This is a genomic window from Streptomyces sp. NRRL S-1813 (genome assembly GCF_000719605.1).
Taxonomy (GTDB): Bacteria; Actinomycetota; Actinomycetes; order Streptomycetales; family Streptomycetaceae; genus Streptomyces; species Streptomyces decoyicus.
Genome location: NZ_JOHB01000044.1, coordinates 17,489 through 37,862, shown reverse-complemented (window position 1 = coordinate 37,862; position 20,374 = coordinate 17,489). Strand labels below are relative to the sequence as shown.

The 20,374-nt window shown below is 71.0% G+C and carries 22 protein-coding genes; 9 read left to right on the top strand and 13 right to left on the bottom strand.

Translation table 11 applies throughout. From position 1 onward, the window contains the following. Positions 1–8 precede the first annotated feature (8 nt). Positions 9–1,007, top strand: a complete 999-nt coding sequence (locus IF67_RS0135340; RefSeq protein WP_030992708.1) for an inorganic phosphate transporter — start codon at positions 9–11, stop codon at positions 1,005–1,007. Positions 1,008–1,258: 251 nt separating this feature from the next. Here IF67_RS0135340 and pstB read toward each other — a convergent pair whose 3' ends face one another. The 4 genes from pstB to pstS all read right to left on the bottom strand — a co-directional run bounded on the left by pstB (position 1,259) and on the right by pstS (position 5,468). Then, complete coding sequence (pstB, locus tag IF67_RS0135335; RefSeq protein WP_030992706.1) at positions 1,259–2,035, bottom strand: phosphate ABC transporter ATP-binding protein PstB; 777 nt, start codon at positions 2,033–2,035, stop codon at positions 1,259–1,261. A gap of 35 nt (positions 2,036–2,070) precedes the next feature. Further along, positions 2,071–3,150 (bottom strand): phosphate ABC transporter permease PstA, encoded by a 1,080-nt coding sequence (gene pstA, locus IF67_RS0135330; protein ID WP_030992704.1) that lies wholly within the window; start codon positions 3,148–3,150, stop codon positions 2,071–2,073. 73 nt (positions 3,151–3,223) lie between these two features. Then, the gene (gene pstC / locus IF67_RS0135325; protein ID WP_030992703.1) at positions 3,224–4,222 is read right to left on the bottom strand and encodes a phosphate ABC transporter permease subunit PstC; all 999 of its coding nucleotides are present in this window, start codon (positions 4,220–4,222) and stop codon (positions 3,224–3,226) included. Positions 4,223–4,355: 133 nt separating this feature from the next. Then, positions 4,356–5,468, bottom strand: a complete 1,113-nt coding sequence (gene pstS, locus IF67_RS0135320) for a phosphate ABC transporter substrate-binding protein PstS (RefSeq protein ID WP_030992701.1) — start codon at positions 5,466–5,468, stop codon at positions 4,356–4,358. 425 nt (positions 5,469–5,893) lie between these two features. Between pstS and IF67_RS0135315 the strand changes: the two genes are divergently transcribed. Both IF67_RS0135315 and IF67_RS0135310 read left to right on the top strand, forming a co-directional pair. Then, entirely contained in the window at positions 5,894–6,973 is a 1,080-nt protein-coding gene (locus IF67_RS0135315) for a C40 family peptidase (protein WP_030992699.1), read from the top strand. Positions 6,974–7,301: 328 nt separating this feature from the next. After that, positions 7,302–8,696 (top strand): PP2C family protein-serine/threonine phosphatase, encoded by a 1,395-nt coding sequence (locus IF67_RS0135310; protein WP_030992698.1) that lies wholly within the window; start codon positions 7,302–7,304, stop codon positions 8,694–8,696. An 85-nt stretch (positions 8,697–8,781) separates the two neighbouring features. Here the strand turns inward: IF67_RS0135310 and IF67_RS0135305 are convergent, their stop codons facing one another. From IF67_RS0135305 to IF67_RS0135290, 4 genes are all read right to left on the bottom strand, one after another. Then, the gene (locus tag IF67_RS0135305) at positions 8,782–9,126 is read right to left on the bottom strand and encodes a DUF2516 family protein (RefSeq protein WP_030992697.1); all 345 of its coding nucleotides are present in this window, start codon (positions 9,124–9,126) and stop codon (positions 8,782–8,784) included. 189 nt (positions 9,127–9,315) lie between these two features. Further along, positions 9,316–9,963: a hypothetical protein gene (locus IF67_RS0135300; RefSeq protein ID WP_030992696.1), complete on the bottom strand. Its 648-nt coding sequence runs from the start codon at positions 9,961–9,963 to the stop codon at positions 9,316–9,318. 33 nt (positions 9,964–9,996) lie between these two features. Next, a complete protein-coding gene (locus tag IF67_RS0135295; protein ID WP_030992695.1) occupies positions 9,997–10,443 on the bottom strand; it encodes a helix-turn-helix domain-containing protein in 447 nt (148 codons plus the stop codon). Positions 10,444–10,598: 155 nt separating this feature from the next. Next, a complete protein-coding gene (locus IF67_RS0135290; protein ID WP_030992693.1) occupies positions 10,599–11,603 on the bottom strand; it encodes a helix-turn-helix domain-containing protein in 1,005 nt (334 codons plus the stop codon). A gap of 67 nt (positions 11,604–11,670) precedes the next feature. On the opposite strand from IF67_RS0135290, the gene IF67_RS0135285 reads away from it, so the two are divergent. Next, positions 11,671–12,927, top strand: coding sequence for an MFS transporter (locus tag IF67_RS0135285; protein ID WP_199812834.1), 1,257 nt, complete (start codon positions 11,671–11,673; stop codon positions 12,925–12,927). A 79-nt stretch (positions 12,928–13,006) separates the two neighbouring features. Here the strand turns inward: IF67_RS0135285 and IF67_RS0135280 are convergent, their stop codons facing one another. Continuing rightward, a complete protein-coding gene (locus IF67_RS0135280) occupies positions 13,007–13,870 on the bottom strand; it encodes a putative protein N(5)-glutamine methyltransferase (protein ID WP_234341555.1) in 864 nt (287 codons plus the stop codon). Positions 13,871–14,332: 462 nt separating this feature from the next. On the opposite strand from IF67_RS0135280, the gene IF67_RS0135275 reads away from it, so the two are divergent. The 3 genes from IF67_RS0135275 to IF67_RS0135265 all read left to right on the top strand — a co-directional run bounded on the left by IF67_RS0135275 (position 14,333) and on the right by IF67_RS0135265 (position 16,291). Next, entirely contained in the window at positions 14,333–14,752 is a 420-nt protein-coding gene (locus IF67_RS0135275; protein ID WP_030992686.1) for a hypothetical protein, read from the top strand. Then, a complete protein-coding gene (locus IF67_RS0135270) occupies positions 14,749–15,066 on the top strand; it encodes a winged helix-turn-helix domain-containing protein (protein WP_030992678.1) in 318 nt (105 codons plus the stop codon). Before IF67_RS0135275 ends, IF67_RS0135270 begins: the two co-directional genes overlap by 4 nt. 232 nt (positions 15,067–15,298) lie before the next feature. Beyond that, positions 15,299–16,291 (top strand): aldo/keto reductase, encoded by a 993-nt coding sequence (locus tag IF67_RS0135265; RefSeq protein WP_030992676.1) that lies wholly within the window; start codon positions 15,299–15,301, stop codon positions 16,289–16,291. Between the two features lie 45 nt (positions 16,292–16,336). Here the strand turns inward: IF67_RS0135265 and IF67_RS0135260 are convergent, their stop codons facing one another. Together IF67_RS0135260 and IF67_RS0135255 are read right to left on the bottom strand one after the other, a co-directional pair. Then, positions 16,337–16,765 carry a VOC family protein gene (locus IF67_RS0135260; protein WP_051818951.1) on the bottom strand — a complete coding sequence of 143 codons (429 nt, stop codon included), beginning with the start codon at positions 16,763–16,765 and terminating at the stop codon, positions 16,337–16,339. Further along, positions 16,765–17,409: a TetR/AcrR family transcriptional regulator gene (locus IF67_RS0135255; RefSeq protein ID WP_030992672.1), complete on the bottom strand. Its 645-nt coding sequence runs from the start codon at positions 17,407–17,409 to the stop codon at positions 16,765–16,767. The genes IF67_RS0135260 and IF67_RS0135255 overlap by 1 nt, the downstream gene beginning before the upstream one ends. 203 nt (positions 17,410–17,612) lie before the next feature. On the opposite strand from IF67_RS0135255, the gene IF67_RS0135250 reads away from it, so the two are divergent. Continuing rightward, positions 17,613–18,023 (top strand): VOC family protein, encoded by a 411-nt coding sequence (locus IF67_RS0135250; RefSeq protein WP_030992670.1) that lies wholly within the window; start codon positions 17,613–17,615, stop codon positions 18,021–18,023. A gap of 33 nt (positions 18,024–18,056) precedes the next feature. Next, entirely contained in the window at positions 18,057–18,887 is an 831-nt protein-coding gene (locus tag IF67_RS0135245) for a class I SAM-dependent methyltransferase (RefSeq protein ID WP_030992669.1), read from the top strand. A 178-nt stretch (positions 18,888–19,065) separates the two neighbouring features. On the opposite strand, the gene IF67_RS0135240 is transcribed toward IF67_RS0135245, so the two are convergent. Both IF67_RS0135240 and IF67_RS0135235 read right to left on the bottom strand, forming a co-directional pair. Continuing rightward, complete coding sequence (locus tag IF67_RS0135240) at positions 19,066–19,632, bottom strand: NADPH-dependent FMN reductase (protein ID WP_030992667.1); 567 nt, start codon at positions 19,630–19,632, stop codon at positions 19,066–19,068. A gap of 310 nt (positions 19,633–19,942) precedes the next feature. Beyond that, positions 19,943–20,374, bottom strand: a complete 432-nt coding sequence (locus tag IF67_RS0135235; protein WP_030992664.1) for an ankyrin repeat domain-containing protein — start codon at positions 20,372–20,374, stop codon at positions 19,943–19,945.

The following is a 20,374-nucleotide window of genomic DNA, read 5'->3' as shown; positions in this document are numbered from 1 at the left end:
CGCCGCCCATGGACACCTTCGCGCTCGTCGTGACCATTGTGGTCGCGCTCGGTTTCACCTATACCAACGGCTTCCACGACTCCGCGAACGCCATCGCCACCTCGGTCTCGACGCGGGCACTGACCCCGCGTGCGGCGCTGGCGATGGCCGCCGTGATGAACCTCGCCGGTGCGTTTCTCGGCAGCGGGGTCGCCAAGACGGTCAGTGAAGGACTGATCGCCACTCCTCAGGGCAACCAGGGGATGGGCATTCTCTTCGCCGCGCTGCTCGGCGCGGTGGTCTGGAACCTCGTCACCTGGTACTTCGGCCTGCCGTCCTCGTCCTCGCACGCGCTGTTCGGCGGCATGGTCGGTGCGGCACTCGCCGGTGGCACCGAGGTCATCTGGGGCGGGGTGATCGAGAAGGTCGTCCTGCCGATGTTCATCTCGCCGTTCATCGGCCTGGTGCTCGGCTATCTCGTGATGGTCGCCATCCTCTGGATGTTCCGTAAGTCCAACCCGCACAAGGCCAAGCGCGGCTTCCGCATAGCGCAGACCGTCTCGGCCGCCGGTATGGCGCTCGGACACGGTCTCCAGGACGCCCAGAAGACCATGGGTGTCGTGGTGATGGCCCTGGTCATCGCCGATGTCGAGGATGCGAACGACGCCATCCCGATCTGGGTCAAGCTGGCCTGTGCGCTCACCCTCTCGCTCGGTACGTACGCGGGCGGCTGGCGCATCATGCGCACCCTGGGCCGCCGCATCATCGAGCTGGACCCGCCGCAGGGCTTCGCCGCGGAGACCACGGCCGCCTCGGTCATGTACACCGCGTCGTTCATGTTCCAGGCGCCGATCTCCACGACCCATGTCATCACCTCCGCGATCATGGGCGTCGGCTCGACCAAGGGCCCGCGCGCGGTGCGCTGGGGCGTCGCCAAGAACATCGTGATGGGCTGGTTCATCACGATGCCGGCGGCGGCGCTGGTCGCGGCGCTGGTGTTCTGGCTCATCCGGCTGGCGTTCGGCTGACGGACCCCGGCTCACGGGCCGGGCCGCGGCCACCGGCCGCAGAGCACAGGCCACCGGCCATCGGCCACAGAGCACAGGCCACCGGCCACCGGCCGCAGAGCACAGGCCACCGGCCATCGGCCACAGAGCACAGGAACGGGCCCGCCCCCGGGAAGAGGGGCGGGCCCTTCGTCTTGCGGTGGCACCGCCATGCAGCACCGCAGGACGTGGTGGGGGCGGCCCGGCCGAAGCGGCCGGGCCGCACTCGCTGCTCAGCCGAAGCGGCCGGAGATGTAGTCCTCCGTGGCCTGGACCGAGGGGTTGGAGAAGATCCGCTCGGTCTCGTCGATCTCGATCAGCTTGCCGGGCTGGCCGACGGCGGCGAGGTTGAAGAAGGCCGTACGGTCCGAGACGCGCGCGGCCTGCTGCATGTTGTGCGTCACGATGACGATCGTGAAGCGCTCCTTGAGCTCGCCGATCAGGTCCTCGATGGCGAGGGTGGAGATCGGGTCGAGCGCCGAGCACGGCTCGTCCATCAGCAGCACCTGCGGCTCGACCGCTATGGCGCGGGCGATGCACAGCCGCTGCTGCTGGCCGCCGGAGAGGCCGGAGCCGGGCTTGTTCAGCCGGTCCTTGACCTCGTTCCAGAGGTTGGCGCCCTTGAGGGACTTCTCGACGATGTCCTTGAGCTCGCTCTTCTTGTACGAGCCGTTCAGCCGCAGACCGGCCGCGACATTGTCGAAGATCGACATCGTGGGGAACGGGTTGGGGCGCTGGAAGACCATGCCGACGGTGCGGCGGACGGCGACCGGGTCGACCCCGGAGCCGTAGAGGTTCTCGTCGTCCAGCATCACCTTGCCCTCGACGCGGCCGCCGGGGGTGACCTCGTGCATCCGGTTCAGGGTGCGCAGGAAGGTCGACTTGCCGCAGCCGGACGGGCCGATGAAGGCCGTCACGGAGCGCGGTTCGACGGTCATCGAGATGTCGTCGATGGCCTTGTGGCTGCCGTAGTACGCGGAGAGGCCGCTGACGTCGATTCGCTTGGCCATGGAAATCACTGCTTCTTTCGTGTGGACGGCTCGGGTCAGCGGCCGGTTTTGGGGGCCTTCCAGCGGGCAATCCCGCGGGCCACCAGGTTGAGGATCATGACGAAGGCGATGAGGACCAGTGCCGCGGCCCATGCGCGGTCGTAGGAGGCCTCGGAACCCTGCTGCCACTGTTGGAAAACGTAGAGCGGAAGTGACTGCTGGGCATCTTCGAACGGGTTGCTGTTGATCGTCTTCGCGCCCCACACCAGGAGCAGCACGGGCGCCGTCTCACCGGTGATACGGGCGATGGAGAGCATCACGCCGGTGGTGATGCCGCCGATCGACGTCGGCAGGACGACCTTGAGGATGGTGCGCCACTTGGGCACGCCGAGGGCCAGGGACGCCTCGCGCAGCTCGTTCGGGACGAGCTTGAGCATCTCCTCGGTGGAGCGGACGACGACCGGCATCATCAGGATCGCCAAGGCCATCGAGCCGGCGAAGCCGGACGGGCCGAAGCCGAGGATCAGGATCCAGACGGAGAGGATGAACAGGCCGGCCACGATCGACGGGATGCCGGTCATGACGTCGACGAAGAACGTGACGGCGCGGGCGAGCCGGCCGCGTCCGTATTCGACGAGGTAGATCGCGGTGAGCAGACCGATCGGCGCGGCGATCAGGGTGGCCAGGCCGACCTGCTCCAGGGTGCCGATGATCGCGTGGTAGATGCCGCCGCCGGGCAGTGCGTCCGGGGTGGTGCCCATCGAGTGGGACAGGAAGTAGCCGTCCAGGACCTTGGTGCCGCGGGCGACCGTCTCCCACAGGAGAGAGACCAGCGGTACGACGGCGATCAGGAAGGCGATCCAGACCAGGCTGGTGGCCAGCCGGTCCTTGGCCTGCCGGGCGCCCTCGACCACCGCGGCCAGCGCGAACGTGCCGAAGACGAAGAGCAGGGCGGCGATCAGGCCCCACTGGACGGTGCTGTCCAGGCCGGCGCCCAGTCCGATGCCGCAGCCGGCGCCGGCCGCGACCAGCGCGAGGACCGGCGGGGTCCAGCGGGGGAGCCGGGCCTGCTTGAGGGAGACCGGAAGCGGGCTGCCGCCGTTCGAGACCGCGGGGCGGTCAGTCGTCATGCTCATGCCGCCACCTCGCTGCGCGAGGCAACGCATTCGCGAAGCGCGCACCTGTTGTTGATTCGTTCGCTTCGCTCACTCATGCAGCGGCTCCCGAGTACTCCTTGCGGCGGGCGATGATCAGGCGGGCCGCGCCGTTGACGAGCAGCGTGATCACGAAGAGGACGAGGCCGGAGGCGATCAGGGCGTCCTGGCCGAATTCATCGGCCTCGCTGAACTTGCTGGCGATGTTCTGGGCGAACGTGCCGCCGCCCGGGTCCAGCAGGCTGGTGTTGATGAGGAAGCTGGGCGAGAGGACCGTGGCGACGGCCATCGTCTCGCCGAGCGCGCGGCCCAGGCCCAGCATGGAGGCGCTGATGACTCCGGAGCGGCCGAAGGGGAGCACCGACATCCGGATGACTTCCCAGCGGGTGGCGCCGAGCGCGAGCGCGGCCTCCTCGTGCATCTTCGGGACCTGGAGGAACACCTCGCGGCTGACGCTGGTCACGATCGGCAGGATCATGATCGCGAGCAGGATGCCGACGGTGAACAGCGAACGGGCCGCGCCGCCGCCGTAGGAGAAGATGCCGGTCCAGCCGAGGTAGTCGTCCAGCCAGGTGTAGAGGCCGGTCAGATGCGGGACGAGGAAGAGCGCGCCCCACAGGCCGTAGATGATGCTGGGCACCGCGGCGAGCAGGTCGATGACGTAGCCGAGCGGCGAGGACAGCTTGCGCGGCGCGTAGTGCGAGATGAACAGCGCGATGCCCACCGCGACCGGGACCGCGATGACCATCGCGACCACCGAGCTGACGACGGTGCCGAAGGCGAGCACCGCGATGCCGAACTTGGGCTCCAGCCCGCTGGCGTTCCAGTCCAGCGTGGTGAAGAAGTTGGCCTTGTCGCCGGAGATGGCGAGCACGGAGCGGTAGGTGAGGAAGACCGCGATGGCGGCCATGATCACCAGGACGGCGATACCGGACCCCCGGGAGAGCCCGAGGAAGATCCGGTCACCGGGGCGGGCCGCCTTGCCGGAGACGGCGGAGCGGCCGTCGTCCTCCGGCGGAAGCGGTGTGGCGGATGTCGAGGTAGTGGAATTCATGGATTCTCCGGTCTGCGGAGCCCGGTGAGGACTCCTGGCGCGGCGGTGCACCGGACGGGCGGCGGCCCGAAAGGGGCCCTTGTAAGGGGGCCCCTTCGGCCGTACGGCGGGATGGGGGCCGCCGCCCGGTAGGTCAGGAGAGCGTCGCGACGGTCTTGCGGACCTTGTCGGCGATCTCGGTCGGCAGCGGGGCGTAGCCGAGCTCCTTCAGGGCGCTCTGGCCGTCCTTGCTGGAGATGTAGGTCAGGAAGGACTTGGTGGCGGCCAGCGTCGCGGGCTTGTTGCCCTTGTCGCAGGCGATCTCGTTGGTCACCAGGGTGATCGGGTAGGCGCCCTCGGCCTTGGTGGTGTAGTTGAGCTTCAGGGCCAGGTCGTTGCCCTTGCCGACCTGCGTGGCCTCGGAGATCGCCTTGGAGGCGTTGTCGACGGTGGCGTCGACCGGGGCCTTGGCGCCGGTGTTCAGCTTGGCCGTCGGGAGCTTGCCGGCCGTCGCGTACGACAGCTCGAAGTAGGAGATCGCCCCGCTGGTCTGCTTGACCTGCGAGGAGACGCCGGCCGAGCCCGAGGCCGCCTGGCCGCCCTCGCCCTCCCACTTCTTCGCCGGCTCGTGCTTCCAGCCACCGGCGGCCTTGAGGTACTTGGTGAAGTTGTCGGTGGTGCCCGAGTCGTCGGAGCGGTGGAACGGCTGGATCTTGAGGTCCGGGAGCTTCGCGCCCGGGTTCAGCTTCTTGATCGCCGGGTCGTTCCACTTCTTGATCTCCGAGTTGAAGATCTTCGACAGGGCCGGGGCGTCCAGCACGAGGTTGTCCACGCCGGGGACGTTGTAGCCGACCGCGATCGGGCCGCCGACCATCGGCAGGTCGATGGCCTGGCCGCCCTTGCAGACCTGCTTCGACTTCGTGACCTCGTCGGGCTTGAGGGGGGAGTCGGAGCCCGCGAAGGCGGTCTGGCCCTGGAGGAAGGTGGTGACGCCGGCGCCGGAGCCCGTCGGCTGGTAGTTGATCTCGGTGTTCTTGCAGGCGCCCGAGTAGGCCTGCACCCAGACGTCCATGGCGTTCTTCTGCGCGGACGAGCCGGAGGCGAGCAGCTTGCCCTTGCCCTCGCACTTGATGTTCGACGTCTTGGCGGCGGCACCGCCGCCGCCGGAGGTGTCATCGGAGCCGCACGCGGTCAGGGCCAGGGCACCGGAGACGGCGAGAGCGCCAACGGCGAGGGCGCGAACCCGGTTCTTGCGCTGAAGCTTCACTGTCGAAAGTTCCTTCCTGGGGCGCGCCGCTGCGTCGGCGTGCGAAGTGATGAGTGGCGATGGTCACCGCGGTCTGCGATGCCAGCTAGCCGTGTCGCGCTTGCACATCGGGCATGGCGCGCACTCGGTACGGCTGAAATTAGGCAGATCAGGTGAAGCGGCCGATGGAGGAGAGTGAACGCACGGTGAACCTCGGCCATCGGATGGGTGCGGGGGGAGAAGCGCTCGCCAGCTCGTGCGAAACGGCCCGTCGCCCTGTTGAATTACCGGCCGGTATGGCAGCATCCGCGCCTGAGGGAACACGCGAATCGGTGCGGAACGACCGGAGGTGGCTGGTGGGGAGCCAGGGGGCACAGCAGGGCGTTCGGGGCGTACGGGGCGGACAGGGTGCACGGGGGGTGTGGGGCGCAAGGGGCGGCCGGCTCGTGGCGTGCACCGCTGTCGTCCTGTGCGTGACGGGGTTGCTCGGCGGTACGGCGACCGCCGCCTATGCCGACGACCCGAAGAATCCGTCCGCGGACACGGGGCGGGCCGCCGACGTGGCAGCGGCCTCGGATGCCGACGCCCGGCGTCTCGACGACGTACGCAAGAAGATCGATGCCCTCTACCGCAAGGCGGAGCAGGCCACCGATGCCTACAACGCCGCCAAGGAACAGGTCGAGCTCCAGCAGAAGGAGATCGTCAAGCTGGCGCGCAGCATCGACACCACCCAGCACCGGCTGGCCGCCCTCAAGCGGCAGGCGGGCGCGCTGGCCAGTGCCCAGTACCGCGGCGGCGGGCTGCCCGCCGAGGCGAAGCTGATGCTCAACGCCGCTCCGGAGGGCTTTCTCGACAACGCCACCCTGGCGCGCAAGGCGCAGCATGCCGCCAAGCGGGTGATCGGCCAACTTTCCCGTCTCAAGGGCGACTTGGAGACGTATTCGGACGCCGCCACGGACCGCTGGGAGAAGCTGGAGGCGAACCGCAAGAAGAAGGAAAGCGCCCAGCGGGACATCAAGGAAAAGATTGAAGCGGCAAAGAAGCTGGAATCCCGGCTGGCCGACAAGGAAAAGGACCGGCTGAAGAAGCTGGAGGACGAGCTGGCCTTCAAGCAGCAGCAGAAGTGGCTGGACTCCGGCGTACTGAAAGACATCAGCAACAAGGCGTCGGCCCCCGGTAAGAAGGCGATTTCGTACGCCACCGCGCAGATCGGCAAGGATTATGTGTGGGGCGCGGAAGGTCCTGACACCTTCGACTGCTCCGGGCTGACCCTGCGGGCGTGGCAGGCCGGGGACCGGACCATTCCGCGGACGTCACAGGAGCAGTGGCGGCAGCTGCCCCGGGTGGCCCTCAAGGACATGCGGCCGGGCGACCTGATCATTTATTTCTCGGATGCCAGCCATGTCGGTATGTATCTCGGTAATGGCGCGATTGTGCATGCGCCGCGGCCCGGCCGGCAGGTCACGATCACCGGCGCCGGCTCGATGCCGATCCTCGGCGTTGTCCGCCCCGACGGTGAGCGCTGACGCGATGGTGCAGATCACACGCACGATAAATGACCGGATTGTTTGCTGCCCGAGGGTTGCCGGTGCGTAGCTGAATGCACTCAAGCGGGGTGATGTTCGTCATTACCTATTCATCCCTCCCCAGGTCAAATGGCTTATCAGGTACGGCATATGACGATGGCCGATTGCCGCCGGGCATTCCATCCCCCTCCGTACTGACGCTATGGTCGCCTGTCAGTGCCCGGTGTGCGCCTCCGCTCCTTTGACCGACGAGCGGCGGGGAGCCGGGCACGGTGGTGCGCCGTCGGCGTCCGCCGCACCCCTCGGGGGGAGGGAAGGAAGCAGAGCAATGCCCGTACCCGTACCGCACCAGCGGACGGTCGTGCTGCCGCACCAGGCAGGACCGGTGGACGACGCCTGCGCGGATACCGCGCAGGTCGCCGGCGCGCCGGGCGCGGGAGACGCGACGGCTCACCCGGCCTCGCAGGGCTCTCCGGCGTCCGACCAGCAGCAGCCGGCCGAACAGCGACTTTCGGCCGACCACGGGGTGCCCCAGCAGGGCCTGACCCTGCTCCTCATCGGCGAGGACCCCAATAGTCATGTCCCCGACATGTGGGACTGGGCGGGCCGCAAGGTACGCCTGCGGACCGCCCGCAACCTCACCGAGGCCGAGCGGCTGCTCACCGACGATGTGCACTGCATCCTGCTCGACCTGCCCCCGCGCCGGCCCCACGACCGCGCGGAACGCGCCCCGGGCCACGGCAACGCCCCCGGTGACGAGCTGGGCATGCTGCGCGACGTGCTGCGGATGGCCACCTCGCACGCCGTTCTCGTCCTCACCTACGAGACGGACGCCGAGCGCGCCGCCGATGCCGTACGCGTCGGCGCCCAGGACTACCTCTTCCGCGACGAGCTCGACGGCGCGGTGCTCAGCCGCGCGGTCCGCTACGCCGTCGAGCGCAAACGCGCCGACCTCGCGCAGCGCCAGCTCACCGAGTCGCGGATGCTGGCCCAGGAGAACGCCCGACTGGAGCGCGGCCTGCTGCCCACGCCCCTGCTCGACGGCTCCGATCTGCGGTTCGCCGCCTGCTACCGCCCCGGCCGCAGCCGCGCGCTGCTCGGCGGCGACTTCTACGACACCGTCCGCACCCCGGACGGCACCGTCCACGCGATGATCGGCGATGTCTGCGGCCACGGCCCCGACGAGGCCGCCCTCGGCGTCGAGCTGCGCATCGCCTGGCGCGCGCTGACCTTCGCCGGACTCTCCGGCGACGAGCTGCTGGCCACCCTCCAGAAGGTGCTGGAGCACGAGCGGGCGGACGACGAGATCTTCGCGACGCTGTGCACCGTCGATATCTCCGCGGACGGCCGCCGCGCCGGGCTGTGCCTGGCCGGCCACCCCGCACCGCTGCTGGCCCAGGCCGGCGAGCGCCCGCAGCTGCTGCCGTACGAATTCGGCGGTCCTGCGCTCGGCCTGCTGCCGCATGCCCGCTGGCCGCGCCGGCAGGTGGAACTGGGCGGCTCGTGGAGCCTGATGATGTACACCGACGGCCTGATCGAGGGCCGGATCGGCAAGGGGAATCAGCGCCTCGGCCAGGAGGGCATGACCGAGCTGGTGAGCCGGCAGATGGCCGCCGGTCTCACGGGCGAGGAGCTGCTGGACGCCTCGGTCAGGGAAGTGCGCGACCTGAACGGCGGCGAGCTGACGGACGACGTGGCCGTCCTGCTGCTGGACCGTCGCTGAGGCGACTGCGGCTCCGCGGTGCCGTCAGCGGGCCGCGGCCCCGCGGTCGAGGGGGCCCGGTCTTCTCCGGGGCCTCCCGCTCGGCTCAGCGGCCGCCGTTGTAGGGCCCGTACGGCCCGTCCGAGCTGGAGCCGCCGCGGCGCGGGCCACGGCCGCCGCCGGTGACCTCCCGGAGCGCCGGGCGTACGTCGACGGTGTACACGATCACCGCGATCACGCCGATGACCGGCAGGAACGACATGATCGGGAGAATGAACAGCAGCGCCGTGGCCAGGGCGAGGAAGATCAGCCACATGCCCTTGGTCTGCTTGCTCGCGGCGCGATAGGCGTCCTCGCGGCGCACGGCCGCATCGATCAGCATCACGGCGGCATAGACACCCAGGGCGAGCTGCACCCAGCTCAGAATGCTCTGGAACCCGTAAATCAGCACGCCATACACCGCCCGTTCGCCGGTCGTGTCCTGCTCGGTCCGCGGCGGCCTGTATGCCGCCCATGCGGCCCCACCGTACCCGGACAACGGGCCGGGCACCCGAAGTGTGCCCGGCCCGGCCCGTGGGAAAGGGGCCTCAGCGAGGGGTGCGCGAGTGCGCGGCACCCTCGCTGCGTGTGCCCTGCGCCCTCACTTGGCGGACGGCGGGGTGCTCTTCTTCGCCGGCGCCGGCGCCGGCGCGGGGGCCGGCTTGCGCTGCGCGACCGGCTTCTTCGGCGCGGCCGGCTTGGGCTGCGTCGACGGGGTGGCCTTGGTCTCCGCCTTGGCGCCGTTCGCCGTCTGGGGCTTCGGAGCGCTCTTGACGGCCGGCTTCGGCGCGGACTTCGTCGCGGGCTCCGGCTCGATCGCCACCGCGAGGTCCTCGACCTGGTCGGCGGCCTCGCCGCGCCAGGTCGCCACCGCGCCGCGACCGCGCTCGGCCAGCTCCTCGTAGCCCTCACGGGTCCGGACGACGGCCTCGGCCGCGCGGCCCACGCCCTGGAGCGCCAGCTCCTGCGCCTGGTCACGGACCTTCTTGAGGTCGCCGTCCAGCGAGCCCAGCAGCTCGGTCAGCTTGTCCCTGGCGTCCTTGGCCTGCTTGGTGACCAGTGCCTGGACGTCCTTGGGGTCGGTGCCGCGCACGGACTCGAAGCGCTTGGGCGCCTCGACCCGGATCTTCTCGACGAACTGCGGCACCTCGCCGAGCTTCTCGGCAGCCAGGTCGACGGTGCCGGCCAGGGCATACAGCGGGGTCGCGTCGCTCAGGGCCTTGCGGAGGTCATCGGTGTTGATGGCCATGACGTTATTCCTCCTGGAAACGAAATCGGTTGCTCAGGTGGCGTGCGGGCCGCCGTCGGCCTCTGTCTCAAGGGAGTCCGTGCCGCGCCCGTCCTCAGGTCCGCTCACAACGGTGTCCTTGCCGCCGCTCCCGAGCCCGTTCTCCTTGCGGAAGGACTCGTAGATCTGTAGCAGAACCTGCTTCTGTCTCTCGTTCAGCGCCGGGTCGGTGAGTATCGCGGTCTGCACCTCGACCCCGTCCAGACCCTGCCGCTCGTCCAGAATCCCGGCCTGGACGTACAGCGTCTCCGCGGATATCCGCAGCGCCTTGGCGAGCTGCTGAAGGATCTCCGCGCTCGGCTTGCGCAATCCGCGCTCGATCTGGCTGAGGTACGGGTTGGACACCCCGGCGGCATCCGCGAGCTGCCGCAGACTCAGCTGCGCCGTGCGCCGCTGCTCCCGCAGGAACTCGCCGAGATTGCCGACGTTGAGTGATGCCATACGTCGATGGTGCCTCGAAGTGCTAACTATTGCAAGCAAGGTGCTAGCTGGAGTGGTCTGGTCGGGTGGGCGGGGCGAGTGCGGCTGAACAGCTGCCCCTGGAAGTGACCGAGTGGAAGCGACCGCGCAAGGACGGAGCCACCGGTCGGACCCGGCTAGTGGAGCCCCGGTTCCGGCTCCCGGTCGCCGGTGCCGGCCCCCGACGCCTCCACGAGCACCTCCCCGGCGGCCGTCCGCACGTACAGCACCGACCGCCCGGCCCTCCGCCGCTCCACCAGCCCCGCGCCCAGCAGCACCCGCAGATGCCGCCCCACCGACCCCAGCCCCTGCCCGGTCACGGCGACCAGCTGGGTCGTGCTCATGGGCGTGCCGAGCAGCATCAACAATCCGGCCCGCGCGGTCCCGAGGAGCGCCCCGAGCCCGGCCGGGACGGGCCGCCGGTCGTGGTCCTCGGCGAGCACCCCGAGACACGGGTAGACGACGGCGTACCGCTCCCGTCCCTCCCACGAGACCCACCCGGTCCTCGGCGTCACCGGCATGAACAGCAGCTCGGCCCCGGCGGCGATCTCCCTCGGCGGATAGGCGTTCAGGTTGACCTGGAACCGGCTCTCCCCGAGCCACCGCGTCCCCGGGCGCAGAGAATCCAGCACGGCCGCCCAGCCGCCCTGGCTCACCCGCGCGGTCCGCGCGACCATGTCGGCCTCCAGGACGCGCCGCCGACGCTCCCAGTACGGCCGCACGGTCTGTTCCCAGACGTACGTCAGGAGCGCGGTCGCCCGCTCGGGCAGGTCGTCCCGCTCCAGGGCGACGGGGAGCGGGCCCCGCAGTGACACGCGGAGGTCGGCGCGCGCCTCCCCGGCCCCGGCCGCCCGCACCCGGGCCACGCTGTCCTCGAAGCTCTCCCCGACGCACGAGGTGGGGCAGCAGAAGTCGGCGATCCAGGACGCGCCGAGCGCCGCCCGCACGAGCAGCGCGGTCACCGGGTCGGCCGCGAGGCGCGCGCGGTAACAGGGCAGGTGCGCGCGCAGCCAGGCCGCCTCGCCCGGATGGGCGCCGGTCCCCGCGTACAGCAGCTTCAGGCTTGCGAAGGTCTCGGCGAACGGCGAGAGCACGAACCGGCTGCGGGCGAGGGTGTCGGTGTCGATCTGCCATAAGCCCATGCGTACGACCTTTCGCGTGTCGGCGAAACAGTTAACACGGCCCCGGGCAGCTCCGAAACTCCGACGCATGCGCAGCTACCGAACCCTGTTCCGCACCCCGGAGTTCACCCCGTTCCTGCTCTCCTTCGCCGCCCACGCCGCGGCCCAGACGATCGGCGGCCTGGCCCTCGGCACGCTGGTCTTCCGGGCCACCGGTTCGCCGCTCCTGTCGGCGGTGAGCATGTTCGGGCCGCAGCTGGCGCAGTTGCTGGGAGCCACGTTCCTGCTCTCGGGCGCCGACCGCCTGCCCCCGCGCGCGATCCTTTCCGGCCTCGCCCTCGCCTTCGCGGCCGGTACGGCGGTGCTGGCGCTGCCCGGCCTGCCGGTCGCGGCGGTCTTCGCCGTCGTACTGGCGCAGGGCCTGATCGCGTCCCTGGGCGGGGGAGTGCGCGCAGGACTGCTGAACGAAATCCTGCCGAAAAACGGCTACGTCCTGGGCCGTTCCGTGTTCAACATGCTCTGGGGCCTGATGCAGGTGGCGGGTTTCGCGACGGGCGGCGCGCTGCTGGTGCTCCTGACCCCGAGGACGTGCCTGCTCCTGGCGGCGGCGCTGTACGTGCTGTCGGCCCTCGGCACCCGCCTGGGGCTCACGGCCCGCCCGCCGCGCTCCTCGGGCCGCCCGTCCGTCTCCGCGACCTGGCGCACCAACGCCCTCCTGTGGTCCTCGCGCCCCCGCCGCCTGACGTACCTGGGCCTGTGGATCCCCAACGGCCTGGTGGTCGGCTGCGATTCGCTCTTCGTCTCCTACGCCCCCGGGGCGGCCGGGACGCTGTTCGCGTGCGGGGCGCTGGGCATGTTCATGGGCGATGTGACGGTGGGCCGCCTGGTACCGCCCGCGTGGCGCCCCCGTCTGGCGGTCCCGCTGCGCCTGTTGCTGGCGGCGCCGTACCTGTTCTTCGTCCTCCAGCCGGGAGTGGCGCTGTCGGCCGTGGCCACCGCCGTCGCCTCCGTCGGCTACGGCGCGAGCCTGGTCCTCCAGGAACGCCTGATGTCCCTCACCCCCGACGACCTCGCGGGCCAGGCCCTCGGCCTGCACTTCGTCGGTATGTCCACCCTTCAGGGCGTCGGCGCGGCCCTGGCGGGCACGGTGGCCCAACTGACCTCCCCGGCCACGGCGATGACACTACTGGCGGCCGCATCGGTCACCGTGACGCTGACCCTCGCCGCCCTGGGCCGGCACGAGGAACGCCGGCCGGCCGCCCCCGCTACGCATCCGGGCGTCCTGCCGGAACCCGCCGCCACGGACACGCCCTGGCGCGGCGCCCGACGCGAGGGCGCGCAGTGAGCCACCGCCTCGGCCAGGGCACCGCTTGATCCTCGACCGGTACGCCGTTCGCCTCACCTCTCGTCGAGTCAGGGCAGAGCTATCCGGCCCCCTCGGCAGGCCCCCGGGTGCCGATGACGATCGTGGCGTAGAGCTCGTCGGAGTCGGCCACCCGGGGCAGCAGACCGTTGCGGGTGAAGGCCTCGACGGCCTGTGGTGCCTGGCGTTCGCTCGTCTCGACCAGCAGATGGCCCCCTGGCGCGAGCCATTGCGGGGCGCCCGCGGTCACCCGCCGCAGGACGTCGAGCCCGTCCGCGCCGCCGTCGAGCGCCACCAGCGGCTCGTACTCGCGGGCCTCGGGCGGCAGCAGCCCGACCTCTTCGCTCGGTACGTAGGGCACGTTGGCCACCAGGATGTCGATACGGCCCCGGAGGCGGGCGGGAAGCGCATCGAAGAGGTCGCCCTCGTGGACCTCGCCCCCGGCGGGGGCGAGGTTGCGGCGGGCGCAGCGCACCGCGGCGGGTTCGATATCGGCGGCGTACAGCTCGACCCGGTCCAGGACGGCGGCCAGTACGGTGCCCACCGCGCCGGATCCGCAGCACAGGTCGACGACGACCGGGGGCCGCCCGGTGCGCGCGGCCGTCCGGCGGCCGAGGCCGACGGCCTGGCCCACGAGGAACTCGGTGCGGCGGCGCGGGACGAAGACCCCGGGATCGACGGTGATCCGCCGCCCGTAGAACTCCGCCCAGCCGACGACGTGTTCCAGGGGGAGGCCGAGGGCGCGCCGCTCCACCATGGCGGCGAGTTCGTCCGCCGTACGCGCGGTGGAGAGGAGCAGCTCCGCCTCGTCCTCGGCGAAGACACAGCCGGCGGCGCGCAGCGTGGTGACGACGGCGGCGCGGGAGAGCGGTGCGGAATCGGGTGCCGGGAGGGGCGAGGAGAGTGCTGATGGGGGGAACGACATCGGAGACGACGGCATGTGAGCCTTTCGGGGCGCCGAGGGCGCTTCCCGGGTCACGTGTGTCGGACGGCCACCTGCATCGGGTGGACCGTACGGGCGTGAGCCGGGAGCGCCTGCCTGATCTGGCGGGGAATCGGTCTCACCTCCTCGGTCGGTCCGCTACTGAGGGCGCCACATTACCTGACCTGGGGCGCGGCGCACAGAGGTGTGGGCGCGGGCCGGGTGCCGTGCCCTGTCTTTGCGCGGCCTCCGTGGGGGCGCCGCGTTGCCGGTGTCAGAGGGCCGGTGGTGCCGGCCCCTCGAGTGCGGGCGGCCGAGGTTCAGGTCCGCTGTGGTGGCTACCACTCCCTGTGCGTAAGGCAGTTCGCGCTTCCATTCAATGTCTGGAAAGTACTTGCCATATCGGAAAGTACTTGTCACGCTGAATGCAGGGAGCCGTGAGAGCGGCAGTCAGGGGGGAACGGCATGGTGGAGTACGCCTCGAAGGATGCGGCGGCCGCACTGGCCCGTGCGCAGGAGCTGAGCGCGACGGTCCGGGACGGCACGAAGTGGTACGTCCGGTATCTGGTGATCTTCGGCTGCGCGTCCGCGGCCCAGGTGCTCGCTGTCGGGCTGTTGGTCCATCCGTACGGGATGGCGATCGGCACCGGGATCGGGGGTGTTACCGTCACCGCGTTGTCGGTCTATGCGGTCCGGCAGCGGGTTTCCCGGCGCGGGTTCGGGTGGTGGCATGCCGGCCTGATGGGGGTGTGGACGCTGCTCTATATCGCGGTGCTGCTCCTGGGCTTCCGGTATTTCCTCGGGGTCGCGGCGTGGTGGGTGCCCGGCGCACTGGTGGTTGCCCTTCCCGGGCTGATAGGCAGTTACTTGGAGGCCCGGCGGTGACCGACCCGTTTCATGGGGCGCATCCGCGCCACGGGCTCGACGAGGTGATCCACGCACCGGTCCGCTTCTCCATCGTGGCGACACTGGCGGCCGCCGACAAGGCCGAGTTCGCCTTCGTCCGCGACACCGTCGAGGTGAGCGACTCGGTCCTGTCGCGGCAGGTCGCCACCCTGGAGAAGGCCGGCTATGTCGCCGTCACCAAGGGGTATGTCGGCAAGCGCCCGCGTACGTGGCTCGCCCTGACGCCCGTCGGCCGTGCGGCCTACGCCGCGCACTGCCAGGCCCTGCGGGCGATAGCGGGTGACGGCGGCTGAAATGGAGGACGGTGGCTGACGGAGAGCGGCGGTTGACGGAGGAGGCCAAGTGCCCGGCTTCCGCGCCCTGATGGGTCCTGTTGACTTCGAGGGCGCTCCAGCTCATACCGTCCGGGACGGGGTTCCGGGGCAGGCCCGCCGAGCGGGCGCCGGGAGCTCAGGGAGCAAGGAGGGACCGGGGTCCGTCCTTGATCCAGATCCGTCCGCCGTACGTCCAGGAGGTAGCAGCAGCATGACCACGACGAACATTCCGACGCGTCACCTCGGTGATCTGGTGGTTTCCGCGCAGGGGCTCGGCTGCATGGGGATGAGCCATGGCTACGGCGAGTCGGACGACGCGCAGTCGGTGGCGACCATCAACCGGGCGCTCGACCTCGGTGTCAGTCTGCTGGACACCTCCGATTTCTACGGGGCGGGGCACAACGAGGAGCTGATCGGCCGGGCCATCGCCGGCCGGCGGGACGAGGTGGTGCTGGCGACGAAGTTCGGGTTCGCCAACCGGCTCGGTGAGCCGACCGCGATCCGTGGCGATGCCGCCTACGTACGGGAGGCCTGCGACGCATCGCTGCGCCGGCTCGGGGTCGACCACATCGACCTCTACTACCAGCACCGCGTCGACCCCGATGTACCGATCGAGGAGACCGTCGGCGCGATGGCCGAACTCGTCGCGGCGGGCAAGGTGCGGCACCTCGGGCTGTCCGAGGCGGGCGCGGAGACCCTCCGGCGGGCGCATGCGGTGCATCCGATCGCCGCGTTGCAGAGCGAGTGGTCGCTGTGGACCCGTGATCTTGAGCAGGAGATCGCGCCGGTGTGCCGGGAACTCGGCATCGGCCTGGTGCCGTTCTCGCCGCTCGGCCGGGGCTTCCTGACCGGGCGCTACACCTCGGTGGAGGGGCTGCCGGAGTCCGATGTGCGCCGCAGCCAGCCGCGTTTCGCCGACGGCAACCTGGAGCAGAACCTGGCCATCGTGGACCGGCTCAACGCACTCGCCGCCGAGAAGGGCGTCAGCGCCGGGCAGCTCGCGCTGGCCTGGGTGCAGTACCGCGGGGACGACGTGGTGCCGATCCCGGGCACCCGCAGGGAGAAGTACCTGGAGGAGAACCTCGGGGCGCTCGCCGTCGAGCTGACCGCCGGAGAACTCGCCGCGATCGACGCCGCGGCACCGGCCGGCCGGATCGCCGGTACGCGGTACGACGAATCCAGCATGACGTTCGTCAACAGGTGAGGGAGCGGAGGCCGGCGGTCGGCGGTGGCGGGTCCTGGTGCTCGCTCACGCCGGCGGCATGGACTCGTCCCGCGAGATGACCGTGTCCCGCGGCATGGCCTCCTCCCGCGTCATGACCTCGTAGAGGTTGTGGGAGTCGTCGCGGAAGAACAGGCCGCGGGCGCACAGCGGATGATCGGTGCGGCCGTTGTCCGGCTCGGCGGGGTCGTTGCCGTAAGGGACGCCGGCGGCCTGGATGCGGGCGAGGATTCCGTCGAAGGTCCCGGGGTCGACGTCGAAGGCGAGGTGATGGCCTTCGGCGTCCGGCACGGTCATGAAGTCGAGGGTGAGCGTCTCGTTCACGCGGACCGGGGCGAAGTGCCCCAGGCGGCCGGCCGGCGGAAGTTCCGGCAGGCCCATGACCGAGGCGAAGAAGTGGGCGGCCGCGCGGTGGTCGGCGGCCGGGACGATGGTGTGGTTGAGGGGCACGGTCATCAGGTGCTCCCGGGGTGGTGGAGGGCGCCGTGCAGCAGGACGTCGATGAGTTCGTCGGGGGTGAGCGGGGCATCGGCCTCCGCCACCGGCGTCCGGAGCCGGGTGAAGAGCAGGCCCAGGAACGCGGCGGCGACCTTCTCGGGGCTCAGACGGAACGCGGCCCGGTCGGGCTCGATCAGCTCGACGACGGCATTGCGCAGAACGGTGACGGATTCGGCCCGGCCGTCCCGCGGCGGGCCGTCGGAGTCCCGCGGCGGACCGCCACCATCCCGCGGCGGACCGTCGACGTCCCGCCGAGGAGCGTCGGCGTCCCGGGGGCCGGCCCCGGGCTCGCGGCCGCGTCGGTGCCCGGAGGCGTGGAGGGCGCCGATGACGGTGCCCAGGCGTTCCAGATGGGCGCGCAGCGCCTCGGCGGCTTCGGTCAGCCGTCCCGCCAGCGGCTCGTCCAGGGAGATCGAGGCGAGCTCGCGCAGGACGTGGTCCGTGCCGACCGCCTCGGCGACACACGCGTCCAGCACCTCGTCCTTGTCCTTGAAGGCCCGGAAGATCGTGGCCTCGCCGATCCCGGCGGCGCGGGCGATCTGACTGGTGGTGACGGCCGCGCCGTACTCCGCCACCAGCGGCAGCGCGACGGCCACGATCATGGCGCGGCGCTCCTCGACGCTCATGCCGGGGGCGCGTCGGCGGGAGGGTGGTGGTGTCATGGCCCCACGCTACGGAGTGAGTCCTCACTCCGTCAATGGAGGGGCGCATCCGTCCCCCGCTCCTTAGACTTCTTGGAGCGCGACAAGGCCGGTGCCGACGGCCGCTGTTCAGGGCCGCCGCCCGTACGGAAGGACGGCGCGCCATGGACTGGAAGCTCGAACTGGTGCCGATCCCGGTGGCCGATGTGGAACGGGCGAAGCACTTCTACAGCGAGCAGATGGGCTTCGCCGTCGATCACGACATGTGCGTCGGCGACGAGGTGCGCATCGTGCAGCTGACGCCGCCGGGGTCGGGCTGCTCGATCGTCATCGGCGCGGGCGACGGCGTCACGGAGGTGCGGCCCGGTTCGGTGCAGGGGCTCCAGCTGGTGGTACCCGATATCGCCGCGGCCCGCGCGCAATTGGTCGCACGAGGGGTGGAGGCCGGCCCCGTTCAGCATGTCGAGAACGGGGCGATGGCCGACGGCCCCGGCGGGGCATGGAATTCGTTCGTCTACTTCAGCGACCCCGACGGCAACGGCTGGGCGCTCCAGGAACGGCCCCCGGAGGCCTGAGGGATGGGGGCGGCGGGCTCCTGGGATCGGTGGATGACGACGGTTCAGGAAGAGTTTCTGCGGACCTTTCATGCCGTGCATCCCGCGGTGACCGTGCAGGCGATGGCTCATGGGCGGGCCGAGGGCGGCCGCTCCAGCTACGAGATCCTGCGGGACCGGGTGGCGGCGTGCGGCAGGGTGCTGGATCTCGGCTGCGGCGATGGTCTGTTGCTGGAACTCCTCGCTTCGGGGGAGGCCGGTGCCCGGCGCGCGCTCGCCGGGATCGACCTGTCCGCCGAGGAGTTGACCCTGGCGCGCGGCCGCCCCGGCGTCGGGCGGGCGGACCTCCGGGTCGCACGGGCGCAGCAACTGCCCTTCCAGGACGGCTGGTTCGACGGCTGCGTCTCCCATATGGCGTTGATGCTGATGAGCGAGGCGGAGCAGGTCGCGGCGGAGCTGGCGCGGGTGCTGGAGCCGGGCGGGACGCTGGCCGTGGTCGTGGGGGGCGGGGCGGCCGGCGGCGAGGCCTACGAGCTGTTTGTGCGGCTGCTGAAGCTGCTGTTCCAGGCGGCGCCGGCGGAGCGACGGATGCCGCCGCTGGGGGACCGGCGGGTGCGGAACCGCGAGGGCTTCGACACGGTGTTCCGTCCGGCCGGGTTCGGTCCCGTGGAGTGGGAGACCGTACGGATCGATCTGTCCGGCCCGCCCGAGCGGGTCTGGCGGACCGTCGGCACCACCTACGACCTGGGAATGCTCGATCCCGCGGTCACCGCGGAGCTACGGGCCCGCTTCGAGACGGAGTCGGCGGCGATGGCGCTGCCGGACGGCCGCATTCCGTGCGCGATGCGGGTGCATGTCGCGACGGCGGTGCGGCGCGGTTCCTGAGAGGTGCGGGGAGCGCCGGTACGGCCGAAAGCGGCGGAGGTGCGTCACGGGAGCGGCGGCCCGCGGGCCTCGGCCGGGCGGCCGCCTCGGCGCGCGGCGCCCGGCCCGGCGGAGGCCGCGGCGGTGCGGCCGCGCCGCCGAGCCGGGCCGGGCGCCGGTGACCGGGCTGACGGGCGGGTCAGCCGCCGTACGGACGGGCCGCGCGGGCCTCGCGGAGGGTCACCGCCCACCAGGTCAGCTGGTCGAGCAGGGTGTCGGCGGCCTGGGTGGCGGGGGCCGGGTCGTGCAGCCGGCCCGCGTCGTCGAAGAGGTTGCCGGCCAGCGTGAAGCTCACCGAGTCGCGCACCGTGGTGGCGTGCAACTCGGCGAAGACCAGCCGTAGTTGTTCCACGGCGCGCAGGCCGCCGGAGATCCCGCCGTACGAGACGAAGCCGACCGGCTTGGCCTGCCACTGGCGGTGCAGCAGATCGATGGCGTGCTTGAGCGGGGCCGGGAACGAGTGGTTGTACTCCGGGGTGATCACGACGAACGCGTCCGCCTCGTCGACGCGCTTGGCGAAGGACTCGTACTCCTCGCTGCCGTAACGGAGTTCGTACGGGCGGACGGTGTCGAGGTCGATGACGTCCACGTCGATGTGTGCGTGGGTTTCGGCGTGCCGGGTGAACCAGTTCGCGATGACGGGCGCGAACCGGCCCTCCCGGGTGCTGCCGATGATCACTGCGAGGCGGTAGGGGTGCTCGGACATGTGGGGCCCTTCGTGGGGGTGACACGTGAGTCGGTGAGCGGCGTGGTGCCGTCGGGACTCGACGCTAGGACCTCAAGCGAACTTGAGGTCAAGCGTGCCGGTGCCCTGCCTGGGGGCGTGGGGTGCCATGCCTCGGGCCTCTCCTGCGGACGGCCCGGCAGGGCCTCGCCCCACCGGGCCGTCCGCCGGTGTTTCGCCTGCCGGGCCGTCCGTCGGGGGCTCGTCTGTCGGGCCGTCTGCCGAGGTCACGCCTATCGGGCCGTCCGCCGGACTCACGCCCCCGGGCCGCCTGCCGGGCCGCCCGGGGGGATCACTCCGCCCCGAACTGCTTCAGCAGCTCCGTCTTCTCGAACATCCGGGCCGTCTCGATCGCGGAAGGGGTGCCCGCCGACGGGTCCGCGCCGTGTGCCACCAGGACCTTGATGACCTCGCCCTCGGCCTTGAAGACCGCGCCGGCCAGCGGGGTCTGGCCGCGGTCGTTGGGGCGGTCGGCGTCCGCACCGCGCTGCAACAGGGCCTCCACGGTGGCGGGGTGGCCGTGGTACGCCGCCAGCATCACGAGCGAGTCGCCCTTGTCGTTCGTCAGGTTGGCGGGGACGCCCGCGTCCACGTACGCGGCGACGGTGTCGGTGTCGCCGTGCCGTGCGAGCTCGAACACCTTCGCCGCGAGCTGCAACACCTCGGGGTCGTGCGCGTGCTCGATCGCCTCGGGCCCCTGCGGCTCGGGATTCGCGTCGCTCAT

Coding starts and splice junctions, on each gene's coding strand:
- IF67_RS0135340 (WP_030992708.1), top strand. CDS start 9: ATGGACACCTTCGCGCTCGTCGTGACCATTGTGGTCGCGCTCGGTTTC.
- pstB (WP_030992706.1), bottom strand. CDS start 2,035: ATGGCCAAGCGAATCGACGTCAGCGGCCTCTCCGCGTACTACGGCAGC.
- pstA (WP_030992704.1), bottom strand. CDS start 3,150: ATGAGCATGACGACTGACCGCCCCGCGGTCTCGAACGGCGGCAGCCCG.
- pstC (WP_030992703.1), bottom strand. CDS start 4,222: ATGAATTCCACTACCTCGACATCCGCCACACCGCTTCCGCCGGAGGAC.
- IF67_RS0135310 (WP_030992698.1), top strand. CDS start 7,302: ATGCCCGTACCCGTACCGCACCAGCGGACGGTCGTGCTGCCGCACCAG.
- IF67_RS0135300 (WP_030992696.1), bottom strand. CDS start 9,963: ATGGCCATCAACACCGATGACCTCCGCAAGGCCCTGAGCGACGCGACC.
- IF67_RS0135295 (WP_030992695.1), bottom strand. CDS start 10,443: ATGGCATCACTCAACGTCGGCAATCTCGGCGAGTTCCTGCGGGAGCAG.
- IF67_RS0135290 (WP_030992693.1), bottom strand. CDS start 11,603: ATGGGCTTATGGCAGATCGACACCGACACCCTCGCCCGCAGCCGGTTC.
- IF67_RS0135285 (WP_199812834.1), top strand. CDS start 11,671: ATGCGCAGCTACCGAACCCTGTTCCGCACCCCGGAGTTCACCCCGTTC.
- IF67_RS0135280 (WP_234341555.1), bottom strand. CDS start 13,870: ATGTCGTTCCCCCCATCAGCACTCTCCTCGCCCCTCCCGGCACCCGAT.
- IF67_RS0135275 (WP_030992686.1), top strand. CDS start 14,333: ATGGTGGAGTACGCCTCGAAGGATGCGGCGGCCGCACTGGCCCGTGCG.
- IF67_RS0135265 (WP_030992676.1), top strand. CDS start 15,299: ATGACCACGACGAACATTCCGACGCGTCACCTCGGTGATCTGGTGGTT.
- IF67_RS0135260 (WP_051818951.1), bottom strand. CDS start 16,765: ATGACCGTGCCCCTCAACCACACCATCGTCCCGGCCGCCGACCACCGC.
- IF67_RS0135255 (WP_030992672.1), bottom strand. CDS start 17,409: ATGATCGTGGCCGTCGCGCTGCCGCTGGTGGCGGAGTACGGCGCGGCC.
- IF67_RS0135250 (WP_030992670.1), top strand. CDS start 17,613: ATGGACTGGAAGCTCGAACTGGTGCCGATCCCGGTGGCCGATGTGGAA.
- IF67_RS0135245 (WP_030992669.1), top strand. CDS start 18,057: ATGACGACGGTTCAGGAAGAGTTTCTGCGGACCTTTCATGCCGTGCAT.
- IF67_RS0135240 (WP_030992667.1), bottom strand. CDS start 19,632: ATGTCCGAGCACCCCTACCGCCTCGCAGTGATCATCGGCAGCACCCGG.
- IF67_RS0135235 (WP_030992664.1), bottom strand. CDS start 20,374: ATGAGCGACGCGAATCCCGAGCCGCAGGGGCCCGAGGCGATCGAGCAC.